This window comes from Biostraticola tofi (genome assembly GCF_004343195.1).
GTDB classification, from domain to species: domain Bacteria; phylum Pseudomonadota; class Gammaproteobacteria; order Enterobacterales; family Enterobacteriaceae; genus Biostraticola; species Biostraticola tofi.
In genome coordinates, this window is sequence record NZ_SMCR01000002.1 from 652,507 (window position 1) to 665,472 (window position 12,966).

Consider the following 12,966-nt stretch of genomic DNA (forward strand, 5'->3'; position numbering starts at 1 on the left):
GGGTAAAATGATGTGTTCAACCTGTGGTTGCGCCAGTGGCGAACTGAAAATAGAAGGCGATGTGGCGGTTGATGCCCAGCCGGTAAAAGTCCCTTTCAGGCCACGAAAAAGAGTGTCGGCTGATCTGCATTACGGCTTGGGCATCGCCGGCACCCATGCACCTGGTCTCAGCCAGCGCCGAATGGTGGAAATCGAAACCGGCGTGCTGGAGAAAAACAATCGGCTGGCGGCTCATAACCGGGCGCATTTCGGCAGTCAGCAGATCCTGGCGCTGAATCTGGTATCAAGCCCCGGCTCGGGTAAAACGACGTTGCTGACGCAAACGCTGCTGCGGCTGCGCGGCCAGGTTAGCTGTGCAGTTATAGAGGGCGACCAGCAGACCACGCGCGATGCAGAGCGCATACGCGCCACTGGCGTGGCGGCTATCCAAGTGAATACCGGCAAGGGCTGTCATCTGGATGCTCAAATGGTCCACGATGCATTTCACCGTCTGTCGCTGGCCGCCAATAGCCTGCTTTTTATTGAAAACGTTGGCAATCTGGTCTGCCCGGCCGGTTTCGATCTGGGCGAGCGCCATAAAGTGGCGGTTCTGTCGATCACCGAAGGTGAAGATAAACCGCTTAAATATCCGCACATGTTCGCCGCCGCCAGCCTGATGATATTGAATAAAATCGATCTGCTGCCCTATCTGGATTTTGATATGGAGGCCTGCGTGGCCAATGCCCGCCAGGTCAATCCTGACATTGACATTATTGCCTTGTCTGCCGCTCACGGCGAGGGGATGGATCAATGGCTCGACTGGCTGGAGGCACAGCGATGTGCATAGGCATCCCGGGTCAAATCGTCGAGCTGGACGGCTGCCCGCCCCAGCATGCCTGGGCCGAAGTCTGCGGTGTCAGGCGGGAGGTCAATATTGCCCTGGTGATCGCGCCGGGTAACAGCGCCGCCTCGCTGGTCGGCTGCTGGGTACTTATCCATGTGGGCTTTGCCATGAGCCTGCTTGATGAACCGGAGGCGGCAGAGATGCTGGCGGCCCTGCACGCCATGGGGGAAGTGGAAAACGATGTGATGTTGTTCATGACCGGGGAAGGGCGCTGATGGACTATGTGGATGAATTTCGCGATCCGACGCTGGTCAAGGCGATGCTGCAGCGTATCGCCCGCACGGTCGAAACCTTGCCCTACCGCCCGGACCGGCCATTGCACATCATGGAAGTCTGCGGCGGCCATACCCACGCCATTTTTCGTTTCGGGCTGGATAAGCTGCTGGGATCGGCTATCGAGTTTATCCACGGCCCAGGCTGCCCGGTGTGCGTACTGCCGCGCGGCAGGATCGATGCCTGCGTAGAGATTGCCACCCACCCGGCAGTGATCTTCTGTACTTTTGGCGATGCCATGCGCGTACCGGGCAGCCGAGCCTCACTTCAGCAGGCCCGGGAACGGGGAGCCGATGTGCGGGTCGTCTACTCGCCACTGGATGCCCTGGCGCTGGCCCGACAGAGTCCGGACCGACAAGTTGTGTTCTTTGCGCTGGGATTTGAAACCACCATGCCGGTGACTGCCATCACCCTGCAGCAGGCCCGGGCGGAAGGCATCGGCAATTTCACCGTTTTCTGCCAGCACATCAGTTTGATGCCGACCCTGGCCAGCCTGCTGCAACAGCCCGACGTGCCTATCGATGCGTTTTTGGCGCCGGGGCATGTAAGCATGGTTACCGGTATCGTGCCGTATCGATTTATCAGCCGGGAACACCGCAAGCCGGTGGTGGTCACCGGCTTTGAACCGCTTGATATCCTGCAGGGCGTGATGATGCTGCTAGAGCAGTTCTTGCGCCATGACAGCACGGTCGAAAACCAATATCGGCGGGTGGTCCCTGACCAGGGCAACATACTGGCTCAACAGGCGATGGCGGATGTATTTGCCCTCGGCGGCGACAGCGAATGGCGAGGATTGGGCGTGATCGCCGATTCAGGCATTGCGCTGACGCCGGCTTACCGGCATTTCGATGCCGAGCAACGCTTTCATCCCAGCCATTGCCAAGTGGCGGATGACCGGCGTAGCCGCTGCGGGGCGGTGCTGACCGGCCGAAGCAAACCCTGTGACTGTCCTCTGTTCGGCAGTGAATGCACGCCGCAGAACGCTTTCGGTGCGCTGATGGTGTCCTCGGAGGGCGCTTGCGCCGCTTGGTACCAGTATCGGCGGCAAACCAAGGAACAAACGCAATGAACGATGTGATTAGCCTGGCTCACGGCAGCGGCGGCCGGGCCATGCAACGCTTGCTTGATGAACTGTTTTTACCGGCGTTCGCCGATCCTGAGCTGCAGATGCGCGAGGATCAGGCCAGGATCAGCTTGGATACGCTCGCCCTGCAGGGCGACAGACTGGCCTTCACCACTGATAGCTATGTGATTGATCCGCTCTTTTTTCCCGGCGGCGATATCGGCACCCTGGCGGTATGCGGAACCGCCAACGATCTGGCGGTAAGCGGAGCCACGCCGGGCTATCTCTCCTGTGGCTTTATCCTGGAGGAGGGCCTGCCGCTGGCGGATCTGGAACGGGTGGTGAGGTCAATGGCGGCAGTGGCGCACCAGGCCGGCATTCGCATCGTCACCGGCGATACCAAAGTGGTGCAGCGTGGCGCCGCAGACAAGCTGTTTATCAATACCGCCGGCATTGGCGTGATACCCCGGCGACTGGAGTGGTCGGCGCAGCATATCCAGCCTGATGATCGAATATTGGTCAGCGGCACCCTTGGCGATCATGGCGCGACCATCCTCAACCTGCGGGAGAAGCTGGGCATGTCGCTGGATTTGACCAGCGACTGTGCAGTATTGACCGATCTTATCGCCCCGCTCAGGCAGATTGCCGGAGTGCATGCCCTGCGTGATGCCACCCGTGGCGGCGTCAACGCCATCCTGCATGAATTTGCCGCCGCCAGCCGGCTGGGGATCAGCATCTCTGAGTGTCTGCTGCCGATTAAGCCGGCGGTTCGCGGCATCTGTGAGCTGCTAGGGCTGGAGGCGCTGAACTTTGCCAATGAGGGCAATCTGGTGCTGGTGGTCAGCGAGCAGGCCGAGCAGGCGGTATTGGCTGCGCTACGTAGCCATCCGCTAGGCCGGGATGCGGCCACTATCGGCCGGGTCACCGGCCGGGGAGATGTCCGGCTTGAGGGGGCATATGGCGTAGGCCGACTGCTGGACTTACCCTATGCCGAGCCTTTACCCCGGATTTGTTGATCCGGTCGGGGGCGCTGGCCCGCGGTGAGCGGTACCCTTATTACTCCACTAACCCATAATGATTATTTTCGCTTTTATTTTGTCAATCAGAGTGATGTTCAATGTCGAAGACAAGTCTTGAGAAACCGGAACACCTGGAGCTCACCCGTAGGTTGCTTAATCAGCAGAGTTTCAGCTCCCTGCTGCGGCTGCTGCAGGACGTAGTCCAGGCATGGGAACTGGCCGAAGGCGCGGCGCTGCTGTTGCTGCATCCACCGGGGGCCCGCGTCAGTTTTTATGGTCTCGACCGCCAGCAGCAGTCGCTGAGCTTTCATGATCAAACCCTGCTTGCCAATGGACCGGTTTTAGAGCTACAGCGAAGCGGGCAGCCGCTGCGGGCCACCGCCGCAGCGTTGGCCGAACGGTATCCGCAAATCGCCGCTTTGGCATTGCACCCTTCCTTCAGTCACTATTGCCTGATGCCGCTGCGGGCGGGCGGGGTTCTGCTCGGCGGCTGCGAACTCTGGCGCAGTAATGGCAAGCCCTTCAGCGATGCGTCGCTGGTCAAAGCGCGGCTGTTGATGGACCTGCTGTCAATGGCGGTCGAACAGTTGCAGCTCCGCGAGCAGTCACAGGGTCAGCAGCGGCAGTTACGTCGCGAGCGGGACGATTATCGCGTGCTGGTCGATGTGACCAACGCCGTACTGTCCAAGCTTGATCTGGACGATTTGATCGGTGAGATCTCTACCGAAATTCATCGCTTTTTCAAGATTGACGCTATCAGCATCGTGCTGTGCGGCGATCGAGAAGATCTGGTAACGCTATACTCTACGCATTACCTGCAAAATAATGTCGCCCAGCGCCAGCAATCCACGGTACCGCTGGCCGGCACCTTGGCAGAACAGGTTATGCAGAGCGGTCAGATGCTGCTGCTGAATCTTAAGCAGTCCGATCAACTGGCCGACGATGAGCGCCAGCTTTTTGATCTGTGGCATGAACACATCCAAAGCCTTTGCATTCTGCCGCTTATCTTTGGCCAGAAAACCCTCGGCGTGCTGAAGCTGGCTCAGTGCCAGCCGGATAATTTCAATGCCGCCAATTTGCAGGTGCTGCAACAGATTGCCGAACGTATCGCCATCGCCGTAGACAACGCATTGGCCTATCAGGAAATAAGCCGGCTCAAGGAGCGGCTGGTGCACGAGAACCTTTACCTGACTGAGCAGATAAACGGTAACAGCCCGGACTTCAGCGAAATTGTCGGCCGCAGTCAAGGCATGTCGTCGGTGCTCAGGCAAGTGGAAATGGTGTCCAAAAGCGACTGCACCGTGCTGATTCTGGGTGAAACCGGCACCGGCAAAGAACTGATCGCGCGGGCCATCCATAACCTCAGCGATCGCCGGGATAAACGCATGGTCAACATGAACTGCGCCGCGATGCCGGCGGGCCTGTTGGAAAGCGATCTGTTTGGTCATGAAAAGGGATCTTTCACCGGCGCCACCGCCCAGCGAATGGGGCGCTTCGAACTGGCGGATCAGGGTTCGCTGTTCCTGGATGAAGTGGGTGAAATCCCGCCGGAGCTGCAGCCTAAACTTCTGCGGGTGCTGCAGGAACGGGAATTTGAACGGGTAGGGGGGAATAAACTGATTTCGGTTGATGTCAGGCTTATTGCGGCCACCAATCGGGATCTCAAGCAAATGGTGGCCGATCACGAATTTCGCAGCGATCTCTATTATCGGCTGAATGTCTTCCCGCTGGTCATCCCGCCGCTGCGCGAACGGCCGGAAGATATCCCGCTGCTGGTGAAATTCCTGACCTATAAAATCGCCAGACGCATGAAGCGCACCATCGACAGTATTCCTGCCGAAACGCTGCGCCTGTTGAGCCTGATGCCCTGGCCGGGCAACGTACGTGAGCTGGAAAACGTGATTGAACGGGCAGTATTGCTTACGCATGGCACGGTGCTCAACCTGCAACTGCCCGAGCTGCAGTTTCATCTGTCGCCGATGTCGCCCGCCGGGCCGTTAGCCATCCCCGCAGGCCAGTCCCGCACTGCTGAAGGCGTGGCCCGGCCCGCGGCTGACTCATCTGGCCCGGCAGATGAATATCAACGGATTATGCAGGTATTGAAAGAAACCAATGGTGTGGTAGCCGGCCCGCGCGGCGCGGCCCAGCGGTTGGGGGTAAAGCGTACTACCCTGCTTTCGCGCATGAAGAAATTGGGAATCCCGACCCGCTGATGCACTGATCCGCTGATGTAGTGATCCGCTGATGCACTGATCCGCTGGAAGGCGGCTGCGCTATGGGTGAATGTTCTCGGAGTGACTTCTGCTGGACAGGCTGTACCTCAGGATGACAAAACGTGTAAAATAGGCATTCCGAAGAGTGAGCGCTGTGTTAGGCCGCTTTTTCCTGTTTTTCTTATTTTTGTCGAGGTTAAGGTGCAACAATTACCCCCATGTCCCCAATGCAGTTCAGAATTTACCTGGCAGGAAGGGGAGCAGCTCAACTGCCCCGAATGCGGCCATGAATGGTCGGCCAGTCTTACTGCCACCGCAGAGGACGAAGGACTGACGGTACGTGACGCCAACGGTAATCTGCTGGCCGATGGAGATTCGGTTACGGTGATTAAAGATCTTAAAGTCAAAGGTAGCTCTTCCACCTTGAAGATCGGCACCAAAGTGAAAGGTATCCGCCTGGTTGAAGGCGACCATAATATTGACTGCAAAATCGATGGCTTCGGCCCGATGAAGCTCAAATCTGAATTCGTGAAGAAAAACTGAATGCCGTAATCACTGCTGCGGCTAATGGTCCACAGCAGTGACCAGCTGTTCACAGATTGTTGAGCACCTGGCCGAGCATCAGCAGCGAAAACGCCAACATCACTAGCGCCGCCCCCTTGTCTACTACGCTTAGGGGAAAACGCGTGAACCGACCGCGCACCAGAGCGCTGCCCAGATAAACCCATCCCAGGCCGATTGCGGCGGACAAGACGACAAATCCCGCCAAATTTTTCAGGTAGTCGTCGTAATGCAGGAAAGTCGCGGCAGGCAGCAGCGTGCCGGCGAATAAAAACGCTTTGGGATTGGCCAGTGTGGCCAGGAAAAGGCGCTTCGGCGTAACGGTGTTTTCCTGCCCTGATGCGGCCAAGGTTTTTTTCCGCCACAGTTTAGTGGCCAGGTAGATGATATACAGAGCGCAGAATGCCTTCAGGATAATCGGCAGCAGTGCCAGATAGCCGCCCATCAGATGATGCAGCATCACGCCCCAAAGGCTGATGGCGATGACATATCCCAGTATTTCAAACAGCAGGAAACCCACCGCGCCGGCAAAGCCTTTGGCGGCCCCGGCTGAAGATAACAGGGTATTGGTGGGGCCGGGGGTCAGCAGAATTAATGCAACGCCAAATATCCAGACCGGAAGAACTGTGTAAAAAGGCATAGAGCAACTGCAGCAGGGAAAATGATAGCGCAGTATCTTATGTGCACAGCTGTCTGTAAAGCCTGTCGGCAGTGGCAGAAATTAATGTTATCTGTCGTCCTCGCCACCTTCGATATAACGTATGAAGCGTGATTCCGGCGCGGTGGCCTGCTGTATGGCGCCAATTCTCACCGGCAGACTGCCTGCGGAACTGCAGCGGGATTTCAGCGCTTCCCAGCGTTCCTGCTCCGATTCCATATGTTCAAACAATGAATCAAAAGCGCCGTCACTGACTTCAACCTGAATCACTTCCGTACCGCCATCATCATCATTGGCGCCGTCGTCATCGTTAGCGCCCGCACTGCCGATGGCGCCATCGTCATCATGAGTCCCTTCACGGTCATTGGCAGCAGCGAAATCCACGGGGCTGTTGCCGGCGTCGGCGGTTGCCAGGACATCGTCACCGTCAGCCTCCGTTTCCTCAATCAGCGACGCCAGTTCAGTCAGCATCGCCAGATTGGCTTTCGCCGCCTGCGGCGAGTAGTAAAACAGGCCATCAATGAAGATGGCTTCAAGTACGGCCGAGAAGGGGAATGAAGTATCGCCTTGAATATAACTTGAGCTGCCCTTTACCGTGACCCCAGGGCAGGCACCGTTGATCAAACGGCTGTTTCCGCCCTGATAACTGCTAAGCAACTGACGATTGTTGATCACCACCGGCACATTTTTGATGCCTTGGATATCGCCGCTGATACTGTAGCGCTCTTTATCGTCTCTCTTGAAACCGGTCGCCGACCAGTGCGTCTCGATATCAAAGTCCAACGTCGGCGACCCTTTGCGATTCATATATTCAGTCAGGTCGTCTTCATCCTGCATCTTTTCATGGTGCCAGGCGCGCTGCACAGTCGTGGTCTTTTGTAACTCAATCCAGTCAAATTCGCTGTCAGTGGTCGAGGGTTTTCTGATTGCGGCGATATACGCCGAGACATCCCGATCAAGCCAGGTTCCCAGGATTTTCTGCCATGGCTGCAGGGCGACAAAGATGGCCGACAGCGTCGTGCCGGATTCGATGATCACCGGATTGCGGAAGAATTGCAGTATGCTGAGTTCATCTTCATCCAGGCAACGCTGGATAGATAGCAGGGGAACGGCGGTGGTATCGTCATAGTCCGAACGGAATCGTAATACTGAATCCTTGCAAAAAATCAGCCCTCCTTCCATCTATCCCTTTCCTCTGGTTGATATTGATATCAGTAACCTCAGTCTATCACCTCAATAACAACCGCCAATCCTTGTGGGGTCAAATTATTGCTCGAAAAGGCAGGAAAAGTGAAACCCGGGCACGTTTTGCAGAAGGTTGACCCAAAAAGGCCATTGCCATAGTCCCGGCAGGCAGGGGTTGGCAAGACGCAGAGGGGCTCAGTCGGCCGTCATCCTTGACCGCAGCGCAGTCAAGGATGACGCAGGATCTCGGCTTTTATGGCGGAAAGGGGTCAGCGATATGATGGATTACGGATAACAGCATATCGACCGGCACCCATCAGCATGATGATAATGCCGCCCAGGAAATAAAGCGCTTCGGTCTCCAGCGTCCAGGCACCCACTCTGCTCAGGGTGAAAACATCGTTGGAATGCACCAGCCAGGTGGCAACCAACAGGTTAAACGCATAGATAAAGCCGGCCGGGCGGGTCAGCAGTCCGATGATGATCATCACCGGCACCACCAGTTCGCCGATATAGGCGCCATAAGCGATGAATCCGGGCAAGCCCTGCTGTTCGAGCATGTCTGCTATCCAGCCTACCCCATGCTGTAGCTTGAATACGCCATGGAACAGCATCAGCAAGCCGAACGTCAGCCTGAGGATCAGTTTGCCGAAATCCGGCCGATCGGTCAGTCGGGTGAAGTGGTTGTTCAAACTTGCAATCATCACTAGTTTCCTGGGTAAATAATTCATTGTGACAATTACTTTAGCGTTCCTTAAACGCTTTATAAACTCAATTTCAGTGAGAAAGTTATTCAGGATGATTCATCCCGAGCCGCAAGGTAAAAACACGTTGCCGCGCCAAGAGGTAAAATCCAGCATCGGTCGGGGAAGGGTTAGCGGCACGGGGGTATCTGGTCCGACAGCAGTCCAATGCCTACTGCCGGGTCAGAATATGCAGATAAGCTCCAGTAGCTTATTCATAACGGCGGAAATAGACTTCCAGTTTGATCTGCAGCTTGCCCAGCACCGTGCTGAATGCCAAATAAATTATCGCCGCTTCAACATACAGAATCAGCGGTTCATACGTCACTGAGACGATTCGCTGCGCTGCAAGAAACATTTCCGGCACGGTAATCACCGCTGCCAGCGAGGTATCTTTAATCAGGGAGATAAAAGAATTGGCCAGTGGCGGTAGGGAAACAAATACCGACTGCGGCAGAATGACGCGGCGCATCGCCTGGCTGCTGTCCATACCGATGGCATAGGCGGCTTCCCATTGGGCTTTCGGCACTGACACAATAGCGCCCCGTATGATTTCCGAGCTGTAGGCACCCACGCTTAGCGTAAAACCGATAAGCGCCGCCGGAAAAGCATCGAGCGTAATACCTGCGCTGGGTAGACCATAAAAAATGAGGAACAGTTGCACCAGTAATGGCGTACCCCGTATCACCCACACATAAAAATCAGCGATCCCTTTTAGCGGTTGCGGGCCGTACAGCCGGATCAACGCCACAATAAAACCTACCGCCAGCCCGCAGACAAACGACAGCAGGGCCAGCGGCAGGGTAAACATGACTCCGGCTGAGAACAACCGCCAGAAGGAGTCTGCCATCAGTTGCAACCAAGGCGGCATCTGTTCAGCGCTCCTTTACACGAAAAAAATTACTCAGAAATATCCTGATTGAAATAACGAATGGAAATGGCTTTATAGGTACCATCTGCCTTCACTTCGTCCAGAGCCTTGTTCAGGGCATCAACCAGTTCGCTATCTCCTTTACGCACCAGAATACCTGACGGGGCATTGGCCTTCTCCGATGCCACAATCTTCACCTTGGCATTGGGTTTTTGCTTTTTGAAGTCCAGGAATGACAGATTATCGTTCAGGGTCGCGGCGGCACGGCCGGAAATCACCAGGTCCAGCGACTGGTTAAAGCCGTCGGTCGGTACGATATCAGCGCCATACTTGGTTGCCAACTGGGAATAGTTGCTGGTCAGGCTCTGGGCGGATTTCTGGCCTTTAAGGTCGGCAAAGCTTTTGATGGTGGTATTGTCTTCGCGGGTAATCAAGACCACTTTCGAGTCAATGTAAGGCTTGGAAAAAGCGTATTTGGCCTGACGTTCCGGCGTGATTCCCACCTGGTTTATCACCGCGTCGTAGCGTTTACCGTCCAGACCGGCAATCAGTCCATCCCAACGGCCTTCGATGAACTTGGCTTTCACACCCAGTTTTTCTGCCACCGCCCGGCCCAGATCCACATCAAAACCGACCAGCTTGTCGCTGCTGTCATGATAGGTATAAGGCGAATAGGTGCCTTCGGTGCCAAAAGTGATGGTGCCGGCGGCTTTGATCGCGGCCAGATTGTCGGCAGCCTGAAGCTGAGTCGCGGCGCCTAACAGTGAGCCGGCTGCCAATAGTGCCAGAGTTATCTTTTTCATTGAGGTTCCTGAATGACAGTGAAAGGGCAAATGAGATATTCATTCCCTGATTGCCAGGATGCTAAACCAGTTTCTAGTTAACATTAAATCATATTAAGTAATTATTAATAACTTCAAGTTATATATTTATAATGAGAATATATCAAATTCGCACCTGATGTTTTTTCCCTTCTGTGCCGCAGATTATTACTTCCGGCACATCACAACTGCGCTTAACTCATTATAATGGTGACAACCAAAGGAAAGGCGAGCTGGAAGCGGCTCTGTCGAAGGCAAACACTTTTTGCACGCTTTCGGGATAGGTGCCGGAAAACCAACGGTAATCCCGCTGCAAGCCAGATACCCGCCTTTCACCAGCACACCTTACTCATCAGGATGGGGTACAATGGACGATAAAGAACTGTCAGCCGTCAGTAGCCGCCTTGGCGCGGCCCTGAAACAGCAAAACGCTTTCATTACCTGCGCCGAGTCTTGCACCGGCGGCTGGGTGGCTAAAACCATCACAGACATTTCCGGCAGTGCCGGCTGGTTTGACCGGGGTTTTGTGACCTACAGTAACCAGGCCAAAAGCGATTTGCTCGGCGTCCAGGCGAGCACACTTGAAAAGCATGGCGCGGTCAGCGACCCGGTCGTGCTTGAAATGGCCGCCGGTGCGCTTAAAGCCGCGGGTGCCGACTATGCGGTTGCCATCAGCGGCATCGCCGGGCCTGACGGCGGCTCGATTGAAAAACCGGTCGGCACCGTCTGGTTTGGTTTTGCCGCCAGGGGCAGCGAGCCGTTTTCCCAGTTGATGCACTTTGACGGCGAGCGTGATGATATCCGCCGGCAATCGGTGCATTTCGCGCTGAAAACCCTGATAGATACGTTTCTGTGAAATTCTACTTGATACTGTATGACTATACAGTATAATTGGCTGCAGTACCGGCACACATGTTTGGTGAAAAAGAGGGTAGCGATGTCGCTCCCTGCTGATAGGAGTTGAAATGGCTATTGATGAGAATAAACAAAAGGCGTTAGCCGCGGCATTGGGCCAGATTGAAAAACAATTTGGTAAAGGCTCTATCATGCGCCTTGGTGAAGACCGTTCAATGGATGTTGAAACGATCTCCACAGGTTCTCTTTCCCTGGATATCGCACTGGGCGCCGGTGGCTTGCCGATGGGGCGTATCGTTGAAATCTACGGGCCTGAGTCATCAGGTAAGACGACGCTGACGCTGCAGGTTATCGCTGCTGCCCAGCGTGAAGGCAAGACCTGTGCCTTTATCGATGCCGAGCATGCCCTCGATCCCATCTACGCGAAAAAACTGGGCGTAGATATCGACAACCTGCTGTGCTCACAGCCGGATACCGGCGAGCAGGCTTTGGAAATCTGTGATGCGCTGACCCGTTCCGGCGCGGTCGACGTCATCATCGTCGATTCCGTGGCGGCGTTGACGCCGAAAGCGGAAATCGAAGGTGAAATCGGCGACTCCCATATGGGCCTCGCGGCACGTATGATGAGCCAGGCAATGCGTAAACTGGCCGGCAACCTTAAAAACGCCAACACGCTGCTGATCTTTATCAACCAGATCCGTATGAAAATCGGCGTGATGTTCGGTAACCCGGAAACAACCACCGGCGGTAATGCCCTGAAGTTCTACGCTTCCGTGCGCCTGGATATCCGTCGTATCGGTTCCATCAAGGAAGGCGATGTGGTGGTCGGCAGCGAAACCCGGGTAAAAGTGGTCAAGAACAAGGTTGCCGCACCCTTTAAGCAGGCTGAATTCCAAATCATGTACGGCGAAGGTATCAATATCCGCGGTGAATTGGTCGATTTGGGCGTGAAGCATAAGCTGATTGAAAAGGCGGGCGCTTGGTACAGCTACAACGGCGAGAAAATCGGTCAGGGTAAATCAAACGCCTGTATCTTCCTGAAGGAACGGCCTGAAATTGCCGCTGAACTGGATAAAAAGCTTCGTGACATGCTGCTGCGCAACACCGATGGAGCTCCTCTGGGTGCAGATACTGAAAAAGCTGACGAAAAAGCCGCCAGCGAGAGTAATGAAGAGTTTTAATCAGTCTGAATCCCATAACCCGGTCATGTCGTTATGTTTTGACAATGGCAGGTTATTGGGTTGAGTACATTACTTGACCGTGCATTACGTATCCTGTCGATGCGTGACCACAGTGAAGCGGAGCTGCGGCGCAAGCTTGCATCGCAGCCCGTGTCTCGGCGTCGTTTTCCTCGGCGCGCGCCCTCTGATGCAGGCAAAGAAGCAGAGACTTCTGAGCAATCCCCGGAAATTACGCAGGAGCAAATTGATGCTGCGATACACTATTGTCTGGAAAATGACTGGCTAAACGATACGCGTTTTGCCCAGCGTTATATCAGCAGCCGCACCCGCAAAGGTTATGGTGAGCAGCGGATCCGCATGGAGCTGATGCAAAAAGGCGTTGACCGTGAATCAATTGACGGCGCCTTTGGCGAAGCTGAGATTGACCGGCCGGCCCTGGCAAAAGCAGCTGCGATGAAAAAGTTTGGTGATCCCCTCCCCGCGGAACGGGACGCCAGAATCAAGATACAGCGCTACCTCCTTTCCCGTGGTTTTTCCTTCGACGATATCCGTGCAATTTATATAAATTTATAAATAGATAGTGCGCGGGATTTTACTTCCCCTTCAAGAAAATTTATCTTATTCCCACTTTGAGTCCGTG

Annotated in this window: 14 protein-coding genes; 9 read left to right on the top strand and 5 right to left on the bottom strand. The window is 55.2% G+C overall.

The annotated features are described in order from the left end of the window. Positions 1-10: 10 nt before the first annotated feature. From hypB to EDC52_RS07170, 6 genes are all read left to right on the top strand, one after another. Positions 11-826, top strand: coding sequence for a hydrogenase nickel incorporation protein HypB (gene hypB, locus EDC52_RS07145; protein ID WP_131864700.1), 816 nt, complete (start codon positions 11-13; stop codon positions 824-826). After that, positions 817-1,098, top strand: coding sequence for a HypC/HybG/HupF family hydrogenase formation chaperone (hypC, locus tag EDC52_RS07150; protein ID WP_131864701.1), 282 nt, complete (start codon positions 817-819; stop codon positions 1,096-1,098). Before hypB ends, hypC begins: the two co-directional genes overlap by 10 nt. Continuing rightward, positions 1,098-2,225: a hydrogenase formation protein HypD gene (gene hypD / locus EDC52_RS07155; RefSeq protein WP_131864623.1), complete on the top strand. Its 1,128-nt coding sequence runs from the start codon at positions 1,098-1,100 to the stop codon at positions 2,223-2,225. Before hypC ends, hypD begins: the two co-directional genes overlap by 1 nt. Further along, positions 2,222-3,235 (top strand): hydrogenase expression/formation protein HypE, encoded by a 1,014-nt coding sequence (gene hypE / locus EDC52_RS07160; protein ID WP_131864624.1) that lies wholly within the window; start codon positions 2,222-2,224, stop codon positions 3,233-3,235. Before hypD ends, hypE begins: the two co-directional genes overlap by 4 nt. 101 nt (positions 3,236-3,336) lie before the next feature. Beyond that, complete coding sequence (flhA, locus tag EDC52_RS07165; protein ID WP_131864625.1) at positions 3,337-5,451, top strand: formate hydrogenlyase transcriptional activator FlhA; 2,115 nt, start codon at positions 3,337-3,339, stop codon at positions 5,449-5,451. A 201-nt stretch (positions 5,452-5,652) separates the two neighbouring features. Then, on the top strand, positions 5,653-5,994 hold the full coding sequence (locus tag EDC52_RS07170) for a zinc ribbon domain-containing protein YjdM (RefSeq protein ID WP_131864626.1): 342 nt from the start codon (positions 5,653-5,655) through the stop codon (positions 5,992-5,994). Between the two features lie 49 nt (positions 5,995-6,043). Here EDC52_RS07170 and EDC52_RS07175 read toward each other — a convergent pair whose 3' ends face one another. The 5 genes from EDC52_RS07175 to EDC52_RS07195 form a co-directional block, all read right to left on the bottom strand. After that, positions 6,044-6,652, bottom strand: a complete 609-nt coding sequence (locus EDC52_RS07175) for a LysE family translocator (RefSeq protein WP_131864627.1) — start codon at positions 6,650-6,652, stop codon at positions 6,044-6,046. Positions 6,653-6,739: 87 nt separating this feature from the next. Next, the gene (locus EDC52_RS07180; protein ID WP_131864628.1) at positions 6,740-7,852 is read right to left on the bottom strand and encodes a hypothetical protein; all 1,113 of its coding nucleotides are present in this window, start codon (positions 7,850-7,852) and stop codon (positions 6,740-6,742) included. 272 nt (positions 7,853-8,124) lie between these two features. Next, on the bottom strand, positions 8,125-8,559 hold the full coding sequence (locus EDC52_RS07185) for a DoxX family protein (RefSeq protein WP_131864629.1): 435 nt from the start codon (positions 8,557-8,559) through the stop codon (positions 8,125-8,127). A 250-nt stretch (positions 8,560-8,809) separates the two neighbouring features. Next, positions 8,810-9,469 carry an amino acid ABC transporter permease gene (locus EDC52_RS07190; RefSeq protein WP_131864630.1) on the bottom strand — a complete coding sequence of 220 codons (660 nt, stop codon included), beginning with the start codon at positions 9,467-9,469 and terminating at the stop codon, positions 8,810-8,812. Between the two features lie 29 nt (positions 9,470-9,498). Next, the gene (locus EDC52_RS07195; RefSeq protein WP_131864631.1) at positions 9,499-10,272 is read right to left on the bottom strand and encodes an amino acid ABC transporter substrate-binding protein; all 774 of its coding nucleotides are present in this window, start codon (positions 10,270-10,272) and stop codon (positions 9,499-9,501) included. A 385-nt stretch (positions 10,273-10,657) separates the two neighbouring features. Here EDC52_RS07195 and pncC point away from each other — a divergent pair, with 385 nt between their 5' ends. The 3 genes from pncC to EDC52_RS07210 all read left to right on the top strand — a co-directional run bounded on the left by pncC (position 10,658) and on the right by EDC52_RS07210 (position 12,899). Beyond that, positions 10,658-11,146: a nicotinamide-nucleotide amidase gene (gene pncC, locus EDC52_RS07200; RefSeq protein ID WP_131864632.1), complete on the top strand. Its 489-nt coding sequence runs from the start codon at positions 10,658-10,660 to the stop codon at positions 11,144-11,146. A gap of 109 nt (positions 11,147-11,255) precedes the next feature. Next, positions 11,256-12,326, top strand: a complete 1,071-nt coding sequence (gene recA / locus EDC52_RS07205) for a recombinase RecA (RefSeq protein ID WP_131864633.1) — start codon at positions 11,256-11,258, stop codon at positions 12,324-12,326. Positions 12,327-12,386: 60 nt separating this feature from the next. Continuing rightward, a complete protein-coding gene (locus EDC52_RS07210) occupies positions 12,387-12,899 on the top strand; it encodes a regulatory protein RecX (RefSeq protein WP_131864634.1) in 513 nt (170 codons plus the stop codon). Positions 12,900-12,966 lie beyond the last annotated feature (67 nt).

Coding starts and splice junctions, on each gene's coding strand:
- hypB (WP_131864700.1), top strand. CDS start 11: ATGTGTTCAACCTGTGGTTGCGCCAGTGGCGAACTGAAAATAGAAGGC.
- hypC (WP_131864701.1), top strand. CDS start 817: ATGTGCATAGGCATCCCGGGTCAAATCGTCGAGCTGGACGGCTGCCCG.
- hypD (WP_131864623.1), top strand. CDS start 1,098: ATGGACTATGTGGATGAATTTCGCGATCCGACGCTGGTCAAGGCGATG.
- hypE (WP_131864624.1), top strand. CDS start 2,222: ATGAACGATGTGATTAGCCTGGCTCACGGCAGCGGCGGCCGGGCCATG.
- flhA (WP_131864625.1), top strand. CDS start 3,337: ATGTCGAAGACAAGTCTTGAGAAACCGGAACACCTGGAGCTCACCCGT.
- EDC52_RS07175 (WP_131864627.1), bottom strand. CDS start 6,652: ATGCCTTTTTACACAGTTCTTCCGGTCTGGATATTTGGCGTTGCATTA.
- EDC52_RS07180 (WP_131864628.1), bottom strand. CDS start 7,852: ATGGAAGGAGGGCTGATTTTTTGCAAGGATTCAGTATTACGATTCCGT.
- EDC52_RS07185 (WP_131864629.1), bottom strand. CDS start 8,559: ATGATTGCAAGTTTGAACAACCACTTCACCCGACTGACCGATCGGCCG.
- EDC52_RS07190 (WP_131864630.1), bottom strand. CDS start 9,469: ATGCCGCCTTGGTTGCAACTGATGGCAGACTCCTTCTGGCGGTTGTTC.
- EDC52_RS07195 (WP_131864631.1), bottom strand. CDS start 10,272: ATGAAAAAGATAACTCTGGCACTATTGGCAGCCGGCTCACTGTTAGGC.
- pncC (WP_131864632.1), top strand. CDS start 10,658: ATGGACGATAAAGAACTGTCAGCCGTCAGTAGCCGCCTTGGCGCGGCC.
- recA (WP_131864633.1), top strand. CDS start 11,256: ATGGCTATTGATGAGAATAAACAAAAGGCGTTAGCCGCGGCATTGGGC.